This is a genomic window from Bradyrhizobium vignae (assembly GCF_900324035.1).
GTDB classification, from domain to species: domain Bacteria; phylum Pseudomonadota; class Alphaproteobacteria; order Rhizobiales; family Xanthobacteraceae; genus Bradyrhizobium; species Bradyrhizobium vignae.
Window position 1 is genome coordinate 2046079 of sequence record NZ_LS398110.1, and the last position, 21728, is coordinate 2067806.

A 21728-nucleotide genomic window follows, 5' to 3' on the forward strand; every position below is an offset into this window, starting at 1 on the left:
TGGCTGACTACAAACAGGCTATCAAGCTGCTGCCCAACGATCCCTACGCCTACAATGGTCGTGGGATCATCTACCTGGAACGTCGGCAATTCGACCAAGCTCTGGCCGATTTTGCACAGCTCTTCATCTTATCAGGTTTTGCCCCAGCGTTTTATAATCGGGGCAAAGTCTACGGGGAGCTCAACCGGCCCGATAAGGCGCTTGCCGACCACAGCCAGGCCATTCGTCTGAATCCGAGGTATGCCAAGCGCCTCCAATAATCGGGGTACTAAATAAATACCAAGCAACACAGCCAAGCGCTGGAGGATTTCAACCAGAATGATGCGCTGGCCGAATTCACCAGGGCTATCCAGCTCAATCCCAAATACTGATCGGCGTACTTCAACCGGGGGCTGTTATACGAGTTGCACACCATGCAGCTCAATCTGGCCTTGGCTGACTATCAGGAAGCCTACCGGCTCGATCCGGCCGACGCCCAGGCTAGGGAAGAACTGGAAACCTTAAAGGACGTTAGCGGCGTCCGTTTTCAGCGCTTTCAATATCAAGGAGTTTGCGATGATCGCATATTGCGGCGGCTGGTCCACTGATAGGGCGCTCGCGGACGCGGAAAAGGCGTCGACGTCAAATCCGGATCGTACCGCCGGAGCCTATTTCGTTTGGATGTTCTGCAGTCGACGGCACGGCGCGCATCTTCTTTGCGAGCTTGGACGCGACAGTCGAAGCAATGCTCACGAGTTACTAATTCAACGCTTTGACAAACATTTCGTCCTTTTTCGGATTCACCCGAAACATCGTCCACTTGTAGTTTCCCACCATGACCTCGATCTGGGGGGCGCCGCTGTTTGCCTGTTTCACATAACTGTCGATCGCTGCCTTATACTGTGCGCCGAACTCCTTCGGATCCGAGACGCCACTCCCAAAGGCGATTGCCCAAGCTGATACCGCAAGAAACTCATAGCCTGCTTTCGCGCCAGGTTTCTCGAATACCGCGATCATGTCTTCAGCCTGGCTGCCTTTTGTCCCTATGATCACGGTCGTCCCGGCTTTGGATTTGTAGGTGCAGGCCCGAGATTTTCCGTCGCCGTCGCATTTCACCTTTTCAAGGCCTAGATCGATGTTGACGAGGTCCTGAGATTTCTTGAACTGCTGCTCGAAGTTATCGAAGGCAAACCCGAAATCACCGGCCAAGGCCGGGCCAAGGCTCGTCGCAACGAATATCACCGACACTAAAATTCGCATTAGGATTACCCATAATCATGCAGGAGCTTCCGTAGGCTCGACATCCGACGCACCATGGACCATTTGGTCGTTCGGCAAAGCGCATCAGCGCGAGGCCTCCTTGTAGACGACCGTATAGGTGCAAGGTCGCCCAGGCTTGGAAATGTTGCTGATGTGCTGGATGAGAGCGCCGTCCGCGAACTTGAACGAGGCGATCCGCTCGCTCGCGTCGCCCTTCTTGGCAGCCGCGTTCGAGTCCGGTTTGCCGTACGCTTCCACGAGCTTCGGCATCATGTCCTTGTCGGCCTTCTGGCATTCGTCGACCGTTTTGAAGCCTCCGGCCATCGCAAAAGCCTCCAAACGGACGAGGCCGCCATTATCCTGGAAATACATAGTGAAGCCCTCCACATTGGGCAGAGGCGCGCACTTGTCGCAAAGAAGCGCCTTCATGCCCGGCTGTGGCGGATCGAGCGCATAGGGTTCCGCGTCCTTTCCGAGGACACCACTTGCCTGCTCGTAACTCGAACCAAACGCCACCTTGCCCGGCGCATCGAGCTTTGCGCGGTTTTGCTGGGCGTACGCCGATATCGCGAGGCAAGTGACGACGGCAAGGGCGAAAACAGCGAGAACCTTGTTCATTTAACGTCCTTCATTGCGGAATAGCGCCACGGGCCGCGGAGGGGAACGGATGACGAACTCACGGACGTCCGTGCAGAGGGTGGAAGCCGCTGCCGCTCCGATTGTCGCTATCGTAAGACTTCTTGCATGACCCAGATGGGTCAGGCGTCTGGCCCAGCTAGCTCGAGCAAGATCCTTATGGCTGCAATTTTTAGGCGCAGCGTGTTGCGGAGCCCGAAAGTTTGCATAATGATTTCAATTACATAGGAGTTCGCTGTTTTATTCTGAATGGCGCGCCATTCAGAACAAGGCTGCGAACTTTGCAATTCAGTACGTCTTAAGGACCGTGAGCTCGCCGGTATCCGCGCGGCTTTTCGTGGCGAGCAAGATTTCTCTCATCTGCTTGACCACCGGCGGCTCAAGCGCCTCGATCTTCGCAGCAATTTGCGGATCAAGGATACCCTTGCGGCCATAGCGGCCGCGGACGTCACTGGCGTGCCCGAGAATGCGGTCGCGCGTGCGTTGTGCGATCGCTTCATTGTCCAACCAATCCGCCATCAGGTGCCGCGTGGAATAGAGAGTCAGGTCCGCGCGATCGAGCTTCAGCTTTGTCTTCACGTATTGCCACGCCTTGCTGAGCGGCTGCGACCAGCGGATCGTGCCGTCTTTGCGGTTTTTCGGCCTTGCCGAGGCCGTTCAGGGATGTTGCCGGTGCAGCTGCCATCATTGAGAAAAGAAGTCGGCGAGAAATCATGGAGCACCTATCCGGTTGTCGTTAGAGATTCGAGGACACAAACATTCCTTGGCGTGTCACTCTGTTCTTTCGGTCGACGGGTTGCGTTTGCGTTTAGCCGGCGGCCTGGCGCTCCGAGGTGCGTAGCGTCGGGTAGCGCGCCGCCAGTTCGTCGAAGAGCTCTCGCACCAGCTCGGCATCTTCCTCGGGTCGCCCCGCCTTGAGACGGGCGTCGAGCGCGTCGAACAGCTGATGCTTGACGAAGAACCGCCATGCGACTGGCAGACGCGCCAGGATGTCGGTGAGTTCGCGATAGCGCGCCTCGGTCCAGCGGGTCTCGAACGCGGTGCGATAGAGGCCGAAATCGAACACGCCCTTCTGCTGCTCCGGCCGCGCCTTCTGCATCTCCTGACGTAGCCTGCGCGTCCCGTCCTCATCGACGCGGCTGCCGTCGATGAGGACGCCGTACAGCCGGCGGGCGGCCTCGAGCGAGACGTAGCCCGAGAGAACGTCGGTCAGCACGCGGCGCGGCTCGCGCAGGAGCGGATCGCCAAATCCTCCAGCACCCGCGCCGACGAGGCGGATCCGGTCGCCGGGCTTGCAGGGCACCACGTCGGTATTGCCGAGCGCCTCCGTGTCCGGACCGTCGGGATTTCTTGTGAAGATCGCGTTGGCGCCCGCGCCGCCGCCCAAGACGCCCCAAGACGCGAAATACGTGCGGTCGCGATTGCGCGCCGTGACGGTGGTACCCGGCGTGAACACCTCGAACTCCATGGTGAGGCCGAGTCCGCCGCGATAAGTTCCGGCGCCGCCAGAGTCGGGAGCAAGGCAATAGCGCCGCATGCGGATCGGCACTTCCAGTTCGTTGATCTCGACGGGCGTGTTGCGCAGGAAAGCGTTGTTGGCGCCGGAGCCGTCGCTGCCGTCGCCGGTAGCCATGCCGCCCGCACCGCCGCCGACCGGCCCAAGCGAGGCCATGACGCCGCGGCCGGCGTGGTCCATCGTCTTGACCGTGACGATCGCCATGCCGCCAGCCGAGCAGGCCGGCATGCGCTCGGGTATCGCGCGGGAGAATACGCCGAAGGTGAGCATGTGCGTGATCTTGCAGGTCAGGCTGCGCATGCCGACGGCCGCGGGCGCCGTCGCATTGACGACGGTGCCTTCCGGCAGGACGCAGCGAACCACACGATCCAGCCCGGAGTTGAGCAGGATATCGCTGTTCAGCGTGTAGAGAACGTGATGGAATCCGACCAGCGCCAGCGCATGGCGCGGCATGCCGCCGGTCGGCATGTTCAGGGAGGAGGCGAGCTGCGGGTCGCTGCCGGTATAGTCCATGAGCGCCCGGCCGTTGTCGATCGTCAGCGTCAGCGCGAGCCGCATCGGCTTGCCATTCTCGCTGTCCTCGTCGGCATATTCCGCGAAGAAATACTCGCCGTCGGGAATTGTCTTCAGCACCGCCTCGGCTTGCTTCTCCGCGTAATCCATCACCTGGTACATGCCGGCCTTGAAGTCGTCGATGCCGAAGCGCTCGATGATCTCCAGCACGCGCTTCTCGCCGTTCACCAGCATGGCGATTTGCGCCTGTAGATCGCCGCGATTCTGCGATGGCGCGCGCACGTTCATGGTCATGATGTCGAGCAGGCCTTCGTCGAGTTCACCCTGATCGACGATCTTGCAGGGCGGAAAGCGGATGCCCTCCTGTTGGATCTCGGTCAGCCTGCGCGAGAGCGATGCCGGGACCGCGCCGCCCATGTCGGTGTTGTGGATGTGGCCGCCGACATAGCAGACGATCTCGCCGCGGTAGTACACCGGCTTCCACATCAGGATATCGGGCGTATGCGTCGCCACGCTGCCGCTATAGGCGTCGTTGGTCATGCAGATGTCGCCGGGGCGATACTCGTTGATCAGTCCCAGCACCGGGCCATAGTCGAGGCCGATATACCAGGTCGCGCCCAGCGTCTTCGGCGAAGCGAAGGCGAGCCCTTCCGGCGTGATCAGGGCGCAGGAGAAATCCTCGGTCTCCTTCACGAAGGTCGAATGCGCCGTGCGGATCAGCGTGTAGGCCATGCTCTCCGCGGCGGCCACGCAGTAATTGGCGAAGATCTGAAGAGCGGAACCACTGAGTGCCATAATCCGAATCCTTTAGGTCGCCGCGGCGAGATTGATGATGTGAAGATTGCCCCAACGGTCGACGTTCACTTCGAAGTCGGGGAGCACGCAGGTGGTGGTGTCGTCCTGCGCGATGATCGCAGGGCCCACGATGTGGTCGCCGGCGCGCAACGCTTCGCGTCGATGGAGCGGCAACTGCCGCATCGCGCCGTCCATCCAGCACGGCACGATGGCGGCGGGCATCGCGGGCTCGGTCGCATCCGGAACCGGCGTCAGCACCGGGCGCGGCGTGCGGACCTTGGCCACGACGCGCAGCGCCACCACCTGGATCACGGCCTTTTCGTCGCGGTAGCGATAGAGGCGCTCATGGGCCTGATGGAAGGCTTCGCGCAGCGCCGCGAGGTTCTTCGTGCGCATCGCCTCCGCGTCGAAGGCGGTCTCGATCTCGAAGGACTGGCCTTGATAACGCATCTCCGCGGTGTACGTCAGTTCCGGTTGCGCGTCGGCGCCGACCTCGGCCTGCACCCAACTCAGTGCGTCCCGCTCCAACGCAAGTCGCGTATGCTCGAGCGAGTCCCATTCCTCGTCTCCGAGCGCGCACCAGGCGACCGCGACGAAATCGTTGCGCGTATCGGCGATCAGGCCGCCGAGTGCGCTGAGCACGCCGGGTGTCAGGGGCACTGTAATCCGTTCCATGTTGAGTGCGCGTGCCAGATGACAGGCGAGCATCGGACCGGCTCCGCCGAACGCCATCAGCGCGAATTCCCTGGGATCGATCCCCAAACGCGAGATCAGCCGGCTGATTCCGGAATACATTCCCGAGATCGAGACATTGATGATTGCTTCAGCAACCGCTTCGATGGATTCGCCGAGCCTCGAGGCGAGGGGAGCGATTGCCTCGCGCGCGGCTGCGACATCGAGCCGGACTGAATCATAGCCGAGCGCCGTCTGGCCGAGCACGCCGATGGCGGCGAAGGCGTCCGTGATGGTGGGTTCGCGCCCGCCGCGCCCGTAGCAAACCGGGCCCGGCGTCGATCCTGCGCTCTCCGGTCCAACCTTGAGCACGCCAAATGGATCCACGCGCGCAATCGAGCCGCCGCCGTCACCGATCGAGGTGACGGAGACCGAGGGGATGTGGATCTGGTGGTCGCCGATATACTCGCCCGTCGCGTATTGCGGTTCACCTCCGACGATCAGTGCGACATCCGCGGTTGTTCCGCCGATATCGAGGCTCATGACGTTCTTCAGATCGCAAAGCTGCGCGACCCACGCGGCGCCGATCACCCCGGACGCGGTGCCTGACAGCACGATCTGGACGCAGTCCGTCTTGCCGCGCTCGGCGCTCATCACGCCGCCATTCGATTTGGTGACCTTGAGATCCGCGGTGACGCCGGAACTGCGCAATGCCTCCTGGAGCGAGGTCAGATAGTTCGAGACGACCGGCTGCACGTAGCCGCCGATCACCGCCGTGTTGGTGCGCTCATACTCGCGGATGATCGGCCACACCTCGCTCGCGCAGGAGACGAAGAGCTCCGGCGCGGTCTCGGCGATGATCGCCCGTACTTGTCTTTCGTGCTCGGGATTGCGGTAGGCGTGCAGCAGCGAGATCACAACGCCCTCGCACCCGGTTCGCTTCAGTCCCGCCACCGCCTCGCGGACGCTCGTTGCGTCGATGGGCTCGAGCTGCTTGCCCTCGGCGTCCAGCCGGCCGTCGATCCCGAACGTACGGTAGCGCGGCACGAGCGGCTCAGGCCGCGCCGACATCAGGTGATACATGTCGGGGGTCTTGAGGCGTGCGAGCACCAGGACGTCTTCGAAATAGCGGTTGGTGATCAGCCCGAGGCGGATGCCCTTGCGCTGCACCACCGCGTTGACGCCGACCGTGGTGCCATGGGTGAAATGCACGACCTCGGCCGGGTCGATCCCGTAGCGCTTGCCGAGCATGCGCATGCCGTCGGCGACCTCGCGGCCCGGCGCGTCGGGCCGCGAGAACACCTTGAGGCTGCGCACGGTGCCGTTGCCTTCGTCGAGGACCGCAAAGTCGGTGAAGGATCCGCCGATATCGACGCCAATTCTCAAACCCATAGTCCAGGTCTCTCCTTTAAGTGTTGTCGAACCATGCCCGCGGGCGGGCAGGGCCTTAGCGGCGCTTGTCCATGTGGTCGCGCAGCTGGAAATAACTGCCGAGGATCGGCATGAACCACGTCTGTCCGTGATAGAGCGGGTGCGACGGCAGCGGCGTACCGAAGGCGTCGGACACGAGATCGTGCTCACCCAGCAGGTGACGCGCCAGCCGATGGCCGAGCCAGGTCATCGTCGTGACGCCGCTGCCGTTGCAGCCGGCGGCGTAGTAGCAGCCTTGCGGATCGCGCCCGAGATGCGGCAGGGCATCCAGCGTCACGGCGACCTTGCCGCCCCAGCTATGGCTCACCTTCACGTCGCGCAGCTGCGGAAAGCGTTCCGTCATCTGCGCGAACAGGATCCTTGCGCTGGCCTTGCGATCGAGCGGATAGAAACGCGCGCGACCGCCGAACAGGAATCGCTGCCCGTCGGGCGAGTAGCGGTAGTAGGCGGTCACGCTGTTGGCCTCGGCCACGCCGCGATCCCTGGGGATGAGCGACATTTGCAGCTCCGCGGGCAGAATCTCGGTCGCGATCTGATGCGAGGTGACCGGGACAAGACGCCGTTTGAGCCAGGGCGTTGCCGGGCCCGTGTAGCCGTTGGTCGCGATGACGACGCGTTTTGCAAAAATCTCGCCTCGACCGGTCGAGATCCGGTGGCCGGCGCCCGCGCGCGCGATCGACGTGACACGCGCGTGGCAGGCCAGTCTCGCGCCGGCGCCGAGGGCCGCTGTGAGCAGTCCGCCGAAAAATTTCGCGGGATGCAGATGCCCGGCACCGTTGATCAGCGCGCCGCCGACATAGACCTCGCTCGCGAGCTCGCTACGCAACTCATTGCGGTCCAGCATGCGCACGTCGCTGTCGGTATGTGCGTTCAGCCTGGCGATCCGTCCTTCCCAGCTGCCGACTTGCGCGGCGGTCCAGGCGGCGGCGATGCGGCCGTTGCGGCGGTAGTCGCAGTCGATGCCGTAACGCGCGATCAACGTCTCGAGGAAGCGATAGCCGGCCGCGGCCTCGCGCAGCCTGCCCTCGATCGCGCTATTGCCGGCCGCTGCGCTGACGCGCTTGGACATGCTCTTGCCGACATTCACGCCGCCGGTGACCTGGCCGCCGCTCAGCGTGCTGGCGCCGATGCCGGGAAGCTCAGCCTCCAGCACGATGACCTCGGTCCCGCGCGCGGCGAGTTCGAGCGCACAGGATATGCCGGCATAGCCGGCGCCGATGATCGCGACATCGGTCTCGCGCGGCAGCTCGCCGGCGCCGGCGTCGTTCGGGCGCCAGCCGTCCCACCAATAGGGTGTCTCGGAGAAATCCGGAGCGAAGATGGAGGATTGAGCCGTCATTGTTGCATCGTTCCGGGAGCTACGACACGGGATCGGCAATGGCCGCAGCGGGGGCCGCGACATAGGGCGCTGCGCGTCTCTGGTCATAGAAGAGGAAGACGCTGGCGAAGGAGATCGTCGCGATGACCGCGACATAGCAGGGGACTGCGTAGGGCGTTCCCGTCCGCTCGATCAGGAAGGCCGCGACCAGAGGCGCGGTCCCGCCGAACAGCGCGGTGCCGGTGTTGTAGGCGATCCCGCTCGCGGTCACGCGCATCTCGCGCGGAAACATGTCGACGAGTCCAATCGTCATGCCGCTGGTGATCAGCGGATAGACCAGCACCGGGATCACGGCGGCGGCGATCGCGCTCGCTGGCGTCGCAAAGCTTGCGACATAGAAGGAGAGGAACATTGCGGGGATCACGAGGATGCAGCCGGCGAGCAGGGTCGGCCGGCGTCCCACGGTGTCGTTGACCCAGCCATAGGTGACGGTGGTTGCCAGTGAGCGTCATCCAGGGACCACGCACTGAGGGCTGATCTGGTCGGCTAAGAATATCTCGCGGAATGGTTTGTCGCGGGGTCACAATGTCCAAGGATAGTCGTAAGGATAGCGATAAGGATAGGCATACGTCTATCCTTGAAGACGGCGCCGACACGCTGCAGCGCATCGAGATCATCACGGGGACGGGCCGGCGTCGGCGCTGGTCGACCGACGCGAAGGCGGCGATTGTTGCGGAGAGTTTTGCGCCGGGGGCGAGCGTGTCCGCGGTGGCGCGGCGGCACGATATCAGTCCAAGCCTGTTGTTTCTCTGGCGTCGCCAGGCAACGCAGGCGCAAGTCGCGGAGCGCGGGGACAGAGGCATGCTACCTGGCTTTGTGCCGGCCGCGATCATCGGCTGCGGGAGCAAATTGCCGAGTGGGGAGCAGGCGGCGATCGAGATCGAGGTCGGCGCGGTTCGGATCCGTGTCAGGGGGACAATCGACCGGCGGGCACTGTGCGAGGTGCTGGCGGCAGTCGGGGCGATTGGTCGATGATCGGGCTTCGATCTGGGTTGTCGATCTGGATTGCGACGCAGCCGGTCGATTTCCGCCGCGGCATGGACTCATTGGCGATGCTGGTGAGCGAGGCCTTTGGAGCCGATCCGTTCGACGGCGGACTTTATGTCTTCCGCTCCAAGCGCCGAGATCGCGTGAAGATCCTGACCTGGGATGGGAGCGGCCTTGTCCTTTACTACAAAAGAATCGAGGGACAGTTCACCTGGCCGCCGATCAAGGGAGGCGTCATGCCGCTATCTCATGCTCAGCTCTCGGTGCTGCTCGATGGCTCGGACTGGAAGCGTCTGCCGATGCGAGTTGTGGATCAGCCACTACGAGCTGGTTGATCCTTATTAAGAGTCGTTCGTCACTCATGCGGAGTTGTTGTAGAATCACTCTGCATGAGTGATTTGCCTTTCGATCCAGCATTGCTCCGTCAAACCGTGATAGTGCTATCGTCACGGCTTGCGGCGTTGTCGGCGGAATGCAGCTCGCTTTCGGCCGAGCGTGATGCGGCAATCGCCCAACGCGACGCTGCGATCCAGGAGAACGACAAGCTCCTGATGATCCTGTCCCAGTACAAGCGCACGATCTTCGGTCCCCGCTCCGAGACACTGGATCTCGGACAGCTGTCTCTCTTCACCATCACGGCACAGGCGGTTCGTGCCGCCGCCAACGACGACGTGACCGGAGGCAGGCTGCCCGACGGAGCGGAGGACCGTGGAAAGCGACCGGCGCGACCCAACCGTGGGAAGCTTCCGGAGCATTTGCCGCGCATCGATGTCGTGATCGATATGGAGAGCCAGATCTGCCCCTGCTGCGGCGAGCAGCTGCACAAGATCGGGGAGACCGTCAAGGAAGCCTTCGACGTCATTCCGATGCAGTACCGGGTCAAGCGCATTGTGCGCCCGCGGTACGGCTGCCGGGGATGCCGCCAGGGTGTCCTGCAGGCACCCGCGCCGGCCCAGGCGATCGACGGTGGGATGGTGACGGAAGCGTTGCTGAAGCCGCTTCACACGTTGTTGCGCGACACAGTGATGTCCTACCCGCGGCTGTTTGCCGACGAGACGCCGCTGCCAGTTCTCGATCCCGGCCGTGGCCGGACCAAAGTCTGCCAGTTCTGGGCGATCGCCACCGATGACCGTCCGTGGGGTGGCCCGGCGCCGCCGGCGGTGGTCTACATGTTTGCCGAGGATCGCAAGGCGATCCGCGCCAAGCAGCTGTTCGGGGACTACCACGGCATCCTGCAGGTCGACGGCTATGCCGCCTACAAGGGCCTGATCAAGAACGGCGGCCATCTGGTGCAGCTCGCGTTCTGCTTTGCGCATGCGCGGCGGAAGTTCTGGGACGTTCACGTCGCGACGAAGTCGCCGATTGCCGCGGAAGCGCTGCAACGGATCGCGATGTTCTACGCCATTGAGGATCGCATCCGCGGTCTGCCAGCGGCGCATCGGGCTGCGGTGCGGCAAACCAACACCAAGCCGCTGATCGAGGACTTCAAACCCTGGCTCGAAGCGCGACTGCTGGAAGTCTCGAAGAAGTCCGGTCTGGGCAAAGCCATCCGCTACACCCTCAACCATTGGGACGGCCTGACGCGCTTCATCGATGACGGACGCATCGAAATAGACAGCAATACGGTCGAGCGCAGCATCAAGCCGATAGGCCTGGGAAAGAAGAACTACTTGTTCGCCGGCAATGAAGGCGGCGCCGAGACATGGGCCATTCTCGCCTCGCTCATCAACTCGGCAAAGCTGCAAGACATCGACCCGCGGCACTATCTGACCGATGTTCTCGAGCGCATCGTCTCTGGACGCACCAAGATCAATCAGCTGAACACGCTGCTGCCGTGGAATTGGAAGGCCGAACGCGACGGTTCGGAGGCAAAGCTCGCCGCTTGATCAGTTCGACGGCAAGGCGTCAGGAACTTCCTGCGCATCGCTGGCGTCGTCGTAGATCTCTTCGCGGATCACGCGCAGCGTCACCTCGTGCAGATACACTTGCAGCGCACCCTCCAGCTCGGTGAACTCCGGCAGCAGGACTCGATCGACGAAGCCTCGTGATGCACGGACCATCACCGTGTTGCGTCGCTGCCGGTGATAACGAAACGGCCGCAGCCCATATCGGCGGCAAAGCGCCAGAAAAAGATGCCGAGACCATTGGTCGGGAAGTGAGAATTGCTGTTCGATCGGTGGATCGTGGCGAGCGAGTTCCTCGACCCTAGCTCGCACCCGCTGCAGCGCGGCTTCCGCCGCAAGGCGCTCACCAGCAGTTCCGGCACCTGCGAACAAGGCCTCGATCTTCCGAAGCTTCTCGCGCAGCTGCGACTCGCTGGTCATTCTGATCTCGTTACCCGCTCCGAACCAGGGTCACCCCATCACCGCGCGCCGGCGGCGTCAATCATCCCGACCGCGCTATCCAAAGCATTCCGCGCAAGTCAAGCCCGGGCACCGGTGATACTATCGTGACGCTCACGGTTGCCATCAGCACCATCTGGGCGATGAAGATCGCCAGCGACGCATGCGTCTCGTCGATCTTGACGAAATTCGTGAGATAGGTCGCGAGGAAGCCGAGCACGAGATAGTTCGACAGCGTGTGGCTCATGAGGATGCTGATGAAGAACAGCATGCGGCGCCACTGGCTGCGGACCACGGCCGAGAGCGGTGGGGCTTCCGTGCGCAGACGCCGGCGTTCTTCTTCGATCGCCAGAAACTCCGGCGATTCATCGATCTGGGTGCGGATCCAGAGACCGAGAAGCCCGAGCGGCACGCCGAGCCCGAACATCAGGCGCCAGCCCCAGGCCGCCATGCTCTCCGCACCGATGATGGCCGAGACGAGCGTGAAGATGCCGACCGCAATCGCGGTGCCGGCATAAGCGGCCACCGGGGAGAAGGAGGCGCGGAGCGCGCGGTGCCTGCTGTCTCCCTGCTCGACGATATAGGCGGTCGCGGCCGTGTACTCGCCGCCGGCGAAGAAGCCCTGCGCCAGGCGGCAGAGCACGAGACCCGCGGTCGCAAAGCTGCCGGCGACGGCGTAGCTCGGCAGGAACGCGGTCGCCGCAGTGACCAGACACATGCCGCTCACCGAGATGAAGAGGGCGGTACGGCGCCCCAGGCGATCACCCACGCGTCCCATGACGATCCCGCCGAGCGGCCGGATCAGGAAGCTCGACGCGTAGATCATCATCGTTTGCAGCAACGCCACGGTGGGATTGCCGGGCGGGAAGAACGTCGTGGAGATGATCTTCGCCAGCAGGCCGAAGAGCGCGAAATCCAGGAAGTCGATGAGATTGCCGGCCACCGCGCCGGATATCGCCTTCAGTTGGAGGCGGCGGGTCATTGGGCCGGGGGCAGTCGCTCCATCTCGGGTCAAAGCCAGTACTCCTGTTGTTGGACCCGTCCGCTTGCGCGGACCGTCGGGAACGAACGCCGCATGTTTCTGTTGCCCCGGCTCAGCAAGTGTGCCATAATACGGTACATCGTTCCATTTACGGAGGCCAGCAAGGAAACTGGGGGATGGCAAGCGCTGTCGGGAAAAGCCGGCCTTGTGCTATCGGCGGCGCTGGTGCCCTTTGCCGGGGGATGCCGCTCCGCAGAAATCGCGGTCAGGGTGATGAAGAGTCTGTTGAAGAGCCTGGACGTTCTGGAAGCCGTCGCGGAGATGCAGCCGGTCGGCGTGAGCGAGCTTGCGCGTCGCCTCAACCTGCCCAAAACCACCACGCAGCGCATTCTGCAGACATTCGCGACGACCGGCTGGCTGCGTCCGGTCGGCGGGGAGGCGACGCGCTGGCAGATCGGCCATCGCGTGCTGCATCTTCAGGTGCCGGAGCTGCAGGGCGGCCAGCTCTATGTCGTGGCGCGCAAGCCGATGCAGGAGCTGCGCGATCAGGTGAACGAGACCGTGCATCTATCGATCCTGGATGGGCTCGACGCCATGCTCCTGATCGATCGCGTGGACTGTACCCAGAATGTCAGGACCTTCAGTCCGATCGGCGATCGGTCGCCGATTCATGCAACCGCCATCGGCACTGCCGTGATGGCGCATCTCTCGCCCGACGAAGTCGATGCCATCATCCGCCGCGGCCTGACGCGCTACACCGAGAACACGCTCACGGACCCCGAGGCATTGCGCGCGGAACTCGATCGCGTGCGCAAGCGCGGCTACTCACTGAATCTTTGCTGCTATCGCCCCGCCGTGTGCGCCATCGGCGCTGCCATTCTCGATTCGCAGGGCCGGCCGGTCGGCGGTCTCTGCATCTCCATGCCTGCTTCCCGCTACGTCGAACAGAACGAAAAGATCTGGGGCGACATGGTCAGCGCGACGGCGCGCAAGATCAGTATCGGCTGAGCTTGCGTTCTCTGCTCCCGCAGCAACGTGCGTCTCATTCTAGGTCCCTAGAAATCCGAGACCTTTCCGAAAGCAATGGCTGCGGGCTTGGTGAGATTTTGGCTCATCGCACAAAATTTTCTGTTGTGCCTTCTGGCGCGTGTTCGATGGAGAGTCACCCATGAAGCTGGATGGGATCGACATCAAGATCCTCCACGAACTCCAGAAGAACGGTCGCATCACCAATGTCGAGCTTGCCGAGCTGGTGAATTTGTCGCCCACCGCTTGTCTCGTGCGTGTGAAGAGACTGCAGGCCGAGGGCTACATCGAGGGCTACGCTGCCCAGATCAACGCGCGCAAGCTCGGACAGACGCTGACCGTGTTCACCGAGGTGACGTTGAAGAACCACAGGCAGACCGACTTTGCCCGTTTCCAGTCGGCGGTCGACAAGATCGACCAGCTGAGAGAGTGTCATCTGGTCTCCGGAGGTTACGACTACATGCTGAAGTTCGTCACCGCCAGCGTCGGCGAGTACCAGGCGATCATGGAGCGTCTGACCGCCATGGACATCGGTATCGACAAGTATTTCAGTTTCGTCGTCCTCAAATCGCCGATCGTGCGCTCCCAGATGCCGCTGACCAGCCTCTTTCCGGCTTGACCAGCTGCTGCACCAACCGCTTCTACCGTTGGCTATAGGCGCGCAATTCGTCGGCATCCTGTTTCAAATTGTCGAGCCAGTCGGGATCGAGCTTCGGGACCGAGGAGAACAATAGCCGGGTATAAGGGTGCTGTGGCGCCGAGAGCCGGGTCGTCGTGATCTGCTCGACCTTCTGACCGCGATACATCACGATGATTTCGTCGCAGATCGCCTCGACGACCGACAGATCGTGGCTGATGAAGATGTAGGAGATACCAAGCTCGCGCTGAAGCTCCTTGAGAAGCTCGACGACCGCGGCTGCCACGACCGTATCGAGAGCCGACGTGATTTCGTCGCACAGGATGAGCGTGGGCTCGGCGGCGAGTGCCCGGGCAAAATTCACACGCTGCTTTTGGCCGCCTGACAGCTCTCCCGGCAACCGATGGCGCACGGATTTTGGCAGGCGCACGAGATCGAGAAGTTCGTTGACGCGCGCATCGCGCGCCTTGCCCCTCATGCCGTGGTAGAAGGTGAGGGGACGCCTCAGGATGTCTCCCACCGACTTCGCCGGATTGAGCGCGGTGTCCGCGTGCTGGAATACGATCTGGATCTCGCGGAGTTCGTTGCGGGTGCGGTTGCGGCCGGCCTTTCCCAATTCGCGTCCATTGAAGACGATATTGCCCGCATGAGCCGGCAGAATTCCGGCAATCGCCCTGGCGAGGGTCGACTTGCCGCAGCCGGACTCGCCGATGATGCCGAGATTTCGTCCCCGATCCAGCTTGAGGCTGACAGCCTGGACAGCATTGATCAGCGGCTGTCCATCGCGCGAGCGAGGTCCATAGCCGACCGTCAGATTGTCGACCTCGAGCAAGGGGCGCTTCGTCGCGCCGTCGTTGTCAGGCGCCCGCTGCTGTGTCTTCGGCCTGAATGCGGCCAGCAACTGCCTCGTATAGGGGTGCTGAGCGTCTTCCAGGATCTGATCCGTCGTCCCCGTTTCCTGGACCGTGCCGTCCTTGAGGACGACGATCCTGTCGGCGATCTGGGCGACCACGGCCAGATCGTGCGAGACGTAGACACCGGCGATGTTGTGCTGCGCCGTGACGGACTTGAATGCGCGCAGCACCTCGACCTGGGTCGTGACATCGAGCGCCGTGGTGGGCTCGTCGAAGATGACGACCTTCGGCTGGCCGATCAGGGCCATCGCGGCGGCGAGCCGCTGCAACTGGCCACCGGAGACCTGGTGCGGATAGCGGTTGCCGATCGTCTCGGGCTCCGGCAACGATAGCGCTTTGAAGAGTAAGAGCGCTTTCGCCTGCGCCTCGGCTGCGGACATGAGCCTGTGGATCCGCGCCACCCCGGTGACCTGGTCCATGATGGTCAGTGCGGGGTTGAAGGCGGCTGCAGCGCTCTGCGGCACATAGGCCACGCACGTCCCGCGAATCTTGGCGCGTTCGGTTTCCGACAGGCTCACCATGTCCATACCGGCCACGCGCACCTCGCCGCCGGTGATCGCGCAGCCTTGCCGCGCGTAGCCCATGAGCGTCATGGCGATGGTGGTCTTGCCCGAGCCGCTCTCGCCGATGAGAGCGACGATCTCGCCTCTGGCGATGTCGAGGTCGACACCCTTGATGATCTCGACCCGCCTGCCGGCATCGGTCGTTGCCTCAACCCTGAGGTTGCGGATCTCGACGAGATTTACTGTCATTCGGCGCCCCGGTCGCGGATCCTGCGTGGCAAATTGTCGATCAGGAGGTTGACGCTGATCGTGAGGCTCGCGATGGCGAGCGAAGGAAAGATGACGGCCGGTGCGCCAAAGGGCAGGCCGGCGATGTTCTCGCGAACAAGCGCGCCCCAGTCCGCGTAGGGCGGTTGCACGCCGAGGCCGAGAAAGGACAGGCCGGAGAGCAGCAGCACAATGAAGACGAAGCGCAGGCCAAGATCGGCAAGCACGGGCCCGAGAATGTTGGGAAGAATCTCGGAGGCGATGAGATAGGGCAGGCGTTCGCCCCGGATGCGGGCGACGACGATGAAATCCATCGTATTGACGTTGACGGCAAGCGCACGGGCGAAGCGATAGGCGCCTGGCGTGTAGATCACCGACAGCGTCCCGATCAGTGCCGGGATCGACGAGCCGACGGCGGCGACCACGACGAGGCCGAACAGCTTGCTCGGTATCGAGTTGAGCGCATCGAGAAAGCGGCTCAGCATGCTGTCGTACCATCCCCCGGCGACGGCTGCGGTCATGCCGAGCGCGACGCCGCTGAAGCAGGCGATGGTGACGGCGGCGAGGGAGATGCCGAGCGTGTAGCGGGCGCCCATCAGGATGCGCGAGAAGATATCCCGGCCGAGATAGTCCGAGCCGAACCACAGGTCCCGGCTCATGGGTCCAAAATAGTCGGTATCGACGATCTCGCCGACGGAATGCGGGATGATGCGCGGAGCGAACAGGGCGATGCCGGTCCAGAGAAGGATGATGCCGAGGGCCGACATGCCCACGAGGTTGAAGCGATAGCCCAATCGCATGCCCAGCCGCTCAGTCGAGGTTGAATCCGTCATCGCAGCCTCGGATTGGACAGGACGGCGACGATGTCGGCAGCCGTGATCAATGCCAGGTAACCCAGGCAGAAGATCATCGCGCATGTCTGGATCAGCGGGAGGTCGCGGGTCGAAACGGCATCGACCATCAGTTTTGCGACGCCGGGATAGTTGAAGACGGTCTCCACGATGATCACGCCGCCGAGCAGATAAGACAGCGAGAGCGCGACCGCGTTGACGATCGGACCGAGCGCATTGGGCAATGCATGTCTCAGCACGATCCGGGGACGCGAGGCGCCCTTGAGGAGCGCCATCTCGACGTAAGGGGTGTTCAATGTCTCGACTACCGCGGCGCGGGTCATGCGGATCATCTGCGCCGAAACGCCGAATGTCAGCGTCATAACCGGCATGGCGTAGATCCGAACCAGGTCATGGACCGACTTGACCTCGTTGGTGAGCGACAGGGCCGGGAGCCATTTGAGATAGACCGCGAAGAGTAGCACCGCGAGCGTCGCGATCATGAACTCCGGCACCGAGATGATGCCGATGGTCCCGACGGTCACGATGCGGTCGTACAGCGTGCCGCGCCATATCGCAGCAGTGATGCCGAGCGTGAGCGCGAGGGGCACCGCGATCGAGGCGGTCAGCCCTGCAAGCTTCATCGTGTTGACGAACCGGCCGCGTATCAGAGTGGCGACCGGGACATTGTTCGCGTAGGACGTGCCGAAATCGCTCTGGAAGAGGCCGGCCATCCATTTCAGGAAGCGAATGATTGCGGGATCGTTGAGATGCATTGCCTTGCGCAGGCCCTCGACGGCTTCCGGAGTCGCGGACTGCCCGAGCAGGATCGTGGCGGTATCGCCGGGCAGGAGCGCGGTCGCAAAGAAGACAGCAAAGGAAACGATCACGAGCGTGATCAAGGCGATGAGAAGTCGTCTCACCACGAGGAAGGAAACCTGTTTTTTCACATTCGTGCTCCGATGCCACACCGATCATTCCTGTCAGCTCGGGCTGCCACCCCGGCATACCGAGCGGTGATCTCGCTTTTGCGCCGCTCAGGCGGTCAGCCAGACGTATTCGGCGAAGGCGTAGCCCATCATGCCGCCGAGCGGATTGGGCTCGAGTCCCTTCAGCTTGGCGGTGATGGCATCCACGTTGGAGATGTAGGCTGGGATGATGGTGCCGGCTTGTTCCGACACCAGGACCTGCATCTCGTTGTAGATCTCGTGACGCTTGGCCTGATCGAGCGAGCCGCGAGCCTCGACCAGCATCTTGTCGAATTTTTCCGAGGTGAAGCGGCTCTCGTTCCACGGCGCATCCGACTTGTAGAGCAGGGAGAACAGGATGTCGGGTGTCGGACGCGGGTTGATGTTGCCGAAATGGATCGGCGCCTTCAGCCAGTAATTGCTCCAGTAGCCGTCGGGGGGCACGCGCTTCATATCGAGCTTCATGCCGATCTGGGCGGCGCTGGCCTGGATGATCATGGCCATGTCGATCGCCGAACCGGGTGCATCCGAGGTGATGACCTCGACGGTCTGACCGAGCACACCGGCCTTCTGGAAATGGAATTTGGCCTTGTCCGGGTCGAACGATTTCGGCTTGAGTGCGGCATTGTGGTAGACGTTGGCGGGCGACACGGGTTGGTCGTTGCCGACGACGCCAAAGCCGCGCAGCGCCGATTTGACAATCTGCTCGCGGTTGACGACGTATTTCATGCCCTCCACGAAATCCCTGTTGTTGCCGGGCGCCATGTCCATGCGGATGTTCAGGTTGGTGTAGGTGCCCGACGTGGTCGCGGACAGCGCGAAGCCGCTCTGGCCGTCGAGGAGGCGCACCGATCGCGGGTTGATCGAGGCGGCGAGGTGAATGTCGCCGGACAGCAGGGCATTGATCCGGGCGTTTTCATCGGGAATCGCGAAGAACTCGAATGAATCGACGTTCGGGCCACCTTTGAAGTAGTTCGGGTTCCGCACGCCGATCGAGCGCTCGCCGGGAGTAAACTGCTTGCACTTGAACGCGCCGGTCCCGTTGCCCGAGGAGAAATCGGTCGTGCCGTCGGCCACGATCATGAAGTGATGCATGGACAGGATCGTCGGCAGGTCCGCGTTGGGGCTCGCCAGCGTGACCTCGATGGTCGTCTTGTCGACGGCCTTGAAGTCGGTCATCTGGGACGCGATCGCAGCCACCTTCGATCCGGTGGCCTTGTCCAGATGGCGCTTCAGCGAGAAGATGACGTCGTCGGCGCTGAGGTCCTTACCATTATGGAAGGTGACACCTTTCTTCAGCTTGATCGTCCAGGTCTTGGCATCGCCGCTCTCGATTGACTCGGCGAGCTCCATCTGGGGCACGCCGCTCTGGTCGAGAAACGTCAGGCGGTTGTAGAACGAGCAGCAGCGAACATAGTCGGTCGAGAGCGAGGCCTTGGCCGGGTCGAGCGTGTCCGCGGTCGATGACGACCAGGCCGCGGCTTTCAGGGCGCCGCCCTTCACGGGTGTTGCCGCCACCGCCTCCGATGCGCGGCCGAAGATGGTGCCGGCGGCAGCCACGGCCACACCATTTGCGAGCATCATCTTCAGCAGGTCGCGACGCGAGGCTCCGCGGCGGATCGCGTTCTCGATCGTGGCATCGTCTGAACCAGACCAGTTTGTCGTCGTATCGCTCATGTCAATCCCTCCTCGCTGGCTAAGGCTACGGCTCGTACTGCGGTGAGCGGCAGATTGTTCTGTCGCGCATTGTGGTGGATGCCGGCGCGGTCCCTTAAAACGACCGTGCCGCGCCTTCACTCAGGATTGCATTCTTTCCCGCGATCGAAGTCTCGCAGGATAGTTCCGCGGCTTTGGCCGAAAAAATCGCGAGCCGCGGCACAAAATTGCGAAGTTGCCGCTGTGTCTAGTATTTCGGACCTGCGTCCAGCCGGCTCATTGTGCATGCCTATTAATGTTGCAGCGAGGCGCGAACTTCGGCATCGGCCAGCGTATCGTCGAGCGTCCTAGCGGTGCGCTCGACGATGGCGTCGATCTCGGACTCGGAGCAGCAGAGGGGCGGAGCACAGCCCAGTACGCCCGTCGGGAAAGCGCGGATGACGAGACCCTGCTTCCAGGCGCGGTCGAGGATGCGTTTTGCCGGCTCGGCCGCAGCGGGAAACGACGTCTTGCGTTGCTTGTCGGTGACGAGTTTGACCGCGGCCAGCATGCCGCGCCCGCGGACGTTGGCTCGGCATAGAATGCGGCGACGCGGAGGCGTCCGTCACGGTCGCTCCCTTGGCTGATCTCAGCACCTTGACGCCGGCCGCTTCGTGACCCCGGTACGAGGCGATCGGGTGGATGGGATGGGCACGATCGCGTTCAATGAGCGAATTGCTGAGCATCAAGTCACCGTTCATCCGAAAGCCTGGCTGGCGAGGGCGAAGGTGGTCAATGGCCCGCAGGATCGCGCAACGATGGGACGCTGCATGGCAATCCCTTCGTCAACCCGGGCCAGTCCCTGGTCCGCGAGCCAGGCGCTCAGTTGAGGGCGTTCAGCCGTATCCACGCGGACGAAGCGTCCTTCGCTTTGGGCCATGAAGAATTCAATCAGCGCTTTCGCGTCATCGACGTTTGCGGCGACCACGGGGCCGATCACCTCACCTCTGCCGAAGGCGCGTGAGGCTGCAAATCCGGCGATTCCCTGGCCGCGATCGAGCACGGCCAGCTGGCCGACCTTCGCAATTGCACGCAGCAGATCTCTTCGATCGGCGGCGTAGGCACTCTTGTCCAGCTCGATGATCCCGAAGATATCGTGCGCCTCGGCCGGCCGAACTTTGGCGGGCGACGCAACATGCCGCACCTGACCCTGGTGCTGGACAATTGCTCCGGTCTGCCAAAAACCGAGCTTCCGATAGAGCGGGGTGCCCTCACGCGTTGCGATCAGCCTCAGCGTACGCGGCCCCGCCAATGAGATGACCGCTTCCATGAGCTGTCGGCCCAATCCGCGCCCGCGGGCTGCTTCATCGACAATGACCATGTTGACGGTCGCGACGTCCCGCTTGTAGGGCGTCATCAGGATCGTTCCGACCACGCTTCTGCTATCGGCGTCGAGCGCGACGAACCCAGCGCTCAGGTCGAGCGCCAATTGCCAGTCCTCGAGGCGGTGCGGCCAGCTGGCCTGACGCGAAAGGCGCAATGCGCCTTCGAGATGCTCAGGCTGGAAAGCGGTGAGCGAGATGGTGCTCTGGGTCATCGACTGGTTTTCCTGTCGGGAGCCAGTGTCGTATCTCGGCGATGGGTAAATCGGCTGAAGGCCGCAGCGCGAACGACATCTTCCACCGCAGCCGGTGGAAAAGCCGCATCTTATGCCGCCTTGGCGCTCTATTGTTGCCGCCCTGACATTGCGCGAGCGCACCAGGACAGGGATGATGAGCCAGTTTCGCCCGAAATACGTAACCTTCGACTGCTACGGCACACTGACCAATTTCCAGATGGCGGAAGCTGCGCAGGATCTCTATCGCGCGCATCTCCCCGAGGCGCAGATGGCTGCCCTCGTCAGGGATTTCGCGGCCTATCGGCTCGACGAGATTCTCGGTGACTGGAAGCCCTATGCGGACGTGATCCACAACGCGCTGGAGCGCGCCTGCAGGCGGAATCACGTCGCCTTCAAGGCCGAGCATGCGCAGATGGTCTACGACCGCGTGCCGAGTTGGGGACCGCATCCCGACGTTCCTGCCGGCCTTGCCAAGGTCGCCAAGGAGATTCCGCTCGTCATCCTCTCCAACGCGATGAATGCGCAGCTGCCGTCCAATGTGGCCAAGCTTGGGGCGCCCTTTCACGCCGCGCTCACCGCCGAACAGGCCCAATCCTACAAGCCGCGCATGAAAGGCTTCGAGTTCATGTTCGATACGCTGGGCTGCGGTCCGGAGGACGTGGTGCACTGCTCCTCGTCCTTCCGCTACGACCTGATGACGGCGCACGACCTCGGCATCAAGAACAAGGTGTGGGTCAATCGGGGGCACGAGCCCGCGAATCCCTATTACGGCTATGTCGAGATCAAGGACATCGGCGGGCTCCCGGCCGTGTTCGGGCTCTGAGCCGGCGGGACCTGCG

General features: G+C 62.8%; 22 protein-coding genes and 1 pseudogene. 8 read left to right on the forward strand and 15 right to left on the reverse strand.

Going from position 1 to position 21728, the window contains the following annotated elements:
- Positions 1–20 precede the first annotated feature (20 nt).
- Both BRAD3257_RS42200 and BRAD3257_RS39660 read left to right on the forward strand, forming a co-directional pair.
- Positions 21–260 (forward strand): hypothetical protein, encoded by a 240-nt coding sequence (locus BRAD3257_RS42200; RefSeq protein WP_376707283.1) that lies wholly within the window; start codon positions 21–23, stop codon positions 258–260.
- Positions 261–413: 153 nt separating this feature from the next.
- Complete coding sequence (locus BRAD3257_RS39660; RefSeq protein WP_160118795.1) at positions 414–587, forward strand: hypothetical protein; 174 nt, start codon at positions 414–416, stop codon at positions 585–587.
- A gap of 151 nt (positions 588–738) precedes the next feature.
- On the opposite strand, the gene BRAD3257_RS10010 is transcribed toward BRAD3257_RS39660, so the two are convergent.
- From BRAD3257_RS10010 to BRAD3257_RS10040, 7 genes are all read right to left on the reverse strand, one after another.
- Positions 739–1227: a hypothetical protein gene (locus BRAD3257_RS10010; RefSeq protein ID WP_160118796.1), complete on the reverse strand. Its 489-nt coding sequence runs from the start codon at positions 1225–1227 to the stop codon at positions 739–741.
- Between the two features lie 96 nt (positions 1228–1323).
- Positions 1324–1857: a hypothetical protein gene (locus BRAD3257_RS10015; protein WP_122401680.1), complete on the reverse strand. Its 534-nt coding sequence runs from the start codon at positions 1855–1857 to the stop codon at positions 1324–1326.
- Positions 1858–2163: 306 nt separating this feature from the next.
- Positions 2164–2454, reverse strand: a complete 291-nt coding sequence (locus BRAD3257_RS10020; protein ID WP_244607922.1) for a site-specific integrase — start codon at positions 2452–2454, stop codon at positions 2164–2166.
- A gap of 229 nt (positions 2455–2683) precedes the next feature.
- On the reverse strand, positions 2684–4699 hold the full coding sequence (locus BRAD3257_RS10025; protein WP_122401681.1) for a hydantoinase B/oxoprolinase family protein: 2016 nt from the start codon (positions 4697–4699) through the stop codon (positions 2684–2686).
- A 12-nt stretch (positions 4700–4711) separates the two neighbouring features.
- On the reverse strand, positions 4712–6763 hold the full coding sequence (locus BRAD3257_RS10030) for a hydantoinase/oxoprolinase family protein (protein ID WP_122401682.1): 2052 nt from the start codon (positions 6761–6763) through the stop codon (positions 4712–4714).
- 55 nt (positions 6764–6818) lie between these two features.
- Complete coding sequence (locus BRAD3257_RS10035) at positions 6819–8141, reverse strand: NAD(P)/FAD-dependent oxidoreductase (RefSeq protein WP_122401683.1); 1323 nt, start codon at positions 8139–8141, stop codon at positions 6819–6821.
- Between the two features lie 19 nt (positions 8142–8160).
- On the reverse strand, positions 8161–8622 hold the full coding sequence (locus BRAD3257_RS10040; protein ID WP_347338433.1) for an MFS transporter: 462 nt from the start codon (positions 8620–8622) through the stop codon (positions 8161–8163).
- A gap of 83 nt (positions 8623–8705) precedes the next feature.
- On the opposite strand from BRAD3257_RS10040, the gene tnpA reads away from it, so the two are divergent.
- Genes tnpA through tnpC form a run of 3 tightly spaced genes read left to right on the forward strand, consistent with a single transcriptional unit; the run spans position 8706 to position 11053 of the window.
- Complete coding sequence (gene tnpA, locus BRAD3257_RS41735) at positions 8706–9155, forward strand: IS66-like element accessory protein TnpA (protein WP_160118757.1); 450 nt, start codon at positions 8706–8708, stop codon at positions 9153–9155.
- The gene (tnpB, locus tag BRAD3257_RS10050) at positions 9152–9502 is read left to right on the forward strand and encodes an IS66 family insertion sequence element accessory protein TnpB (RefSeq protein WP_122401294.1); all 351 of its coding nucleotides are present in this window, start codon (positions 9152–9154) and stop codon (positions 9500–9502) included. Before tnpA ends, tnpB begins: the two co-directional genes overlap by 4 nt.
- Positions 9503–9556: 54 nt before the next feature.
- Positions 9557–11053: an IS66 family transposase gene (tnpC, locus tag BRAD3257_RS10055; RefSeq protein WP_162500150.1), complete on the forward strand. Its 1497-nt coding sequence runs from the start codon at positions 9557–9559 to the stop codon at positions 11051–11053.
- On the opposite strand, the gene BRAD3257_RS10060 is transcribed toward tnpC, so the two are convergent.
- Both BRAD3257_RS10060 and BRAD3257_RS10065 read right to left on the reverse strand, forming a co-directional pair.
- A complete protein-coding gene (locus BRAD3257_RS10060; RefSeq protein WP_061882017.1) occupies positions 11054–11491 on the reverse strand; it encodes a hypothetical protein in 438 nt (145 codons plus the stop codon).
- Positions 11492–11552: 61 nt separating this feature from the next.
- Positions 11553–12491 (reverse strand): MFS transporter, encoded by a 939-nt coding sequence (locus tag BRAD3257_RS10065; protein ID WP_122401685.1) that lies wholly within the window; start codon positions 12489–12491, stop codon positions 11553–11555.
- On the opposite strand from BRAD3257_RS10065, the gene BRAD3257_RS10070 reads away from it, so the two are divergent.
- Positions 12474–13499, forward strand: a complete 1026-nt coding sequence (locus tag BRAD3257_RS10070) for an IclR family transcriptional regulator (RefSeq protein WP_197711541.1) — start codon at positions 12474–12476, stop codon at positions 13497–13499. The two genes, BRAD3257_RS10065 and BRAD3257_RS10070, sit on opposite strands and share 18 nt — an antisense overlap.
- A gap of 160 nt (positions 13500–13659) precedes the next feature.
- Positions 13660–14136, forward strand: a complete 477-nt coding sequence (locus BRAD3257_RS10075; protein ID WP_122401687.1) for an Lrp/AsnC family transcriptional regulator — start codon at positions 13660–13662, stop codon at positions 14134–14136.
- A 22-nt stretch (positions 14137–14158) separates the two neighbouring features.
- Here BRAD3257_RS10075 and BRAD3257_RS10080 read toward each other — a convergent pair whose 3' ends face one another.
- The 6 genes and pseudogenes from BRAD3257_RS10080 to BRAD3257_RS10105 form a co-directional block, all read right to left on the reverse strand.
- Positions 14159–15820, reverse strand: a complete 1662-nt coding sequence (locus tag BRAD3257_RS10080) for an ABC transporter ATP-binding protein (protein ID WP_122401688.1) — start codon at positions 15818–15820, stop codon at positions 14159–14161.
- Complete coding sequence (locus tag BRAD3257_RS10085; RefSeq protein ID WP_122401689.1) at positions 15817–16671, reverse strand: ABC transporter permease; 855 nt, start codon at positions 16669–16671, stop codon at positions 15817–15819. Before BRAD3257_RS10085 ends, BRAD3257_RS10080 begins: the two co-directional genes overlap by 4 nt.
- Positions 16668–17618 carry an ABC transporter permease gene (locus BRAD3257_RS10090; protein WP_122401690.1) on the reverse strand — a complete coding sequence of 317 codons (951 nt, stop codon included), beginning with the start codon at positions 17616–17618 and terminating at the stop codon, positions 16668–16670. The genes BRAD3257_RS10085 and BRAD3257_RS10090 overlap by 4 nt, the downstream gene beginning before the upstream one ends.
- Before the next feature lie 87 nt (positions 17619–17705).
- A complete protein-coding gene (locus tag BRAD3257_RS10095) occupies positions 17706–19313 on the reverse strand; it encodes an ABC transporter substrate-binding protein (protein WP_122401691.1) in 1608 nt (535 codons plus the stop codon).
- Positions 19314–19584: 271 nt separating this feature from the next.
- Positions 19585–19860: pseudogene (locus tag BRAD3257_RS10100) on the reverse strand (aspartate aminotransferase family protein); the annotation flags it as partial.
- Positions 19861–20028: 168 nt separating this feature from the next.
- The gene (locus tag BRAD3257_RS10105; protein WP_122401693.1) at positions 20029–20868 is read right to left on the reverse strand and encodes a GNAT family N-acetyltransferase; all 840 of its coding nucleotides are present in this window, start codon (positions 20866–20868) and stop codon (positions 20029–20031) included.
- Positions 20869–21043: 175 nt separating this feature from the next.
- On the opposite strand from BRAD3257_RS10105, the gene BRAD3257_RS10110 reads away from it, so the two are divergent.
- Positions 21044–21712: a haloacid dehalogenase type II gene (locus BRAD3257_RS10110; protein WP_122406474.1), complete on the forward strand. Its 669-nt coding sequence runs from the start codon at positions 21044–21046 to the stop codon at positions 21710–21712.
- The last annotated feature ends 16 nt before the right edge of the window (positions 21713–21728 follow it).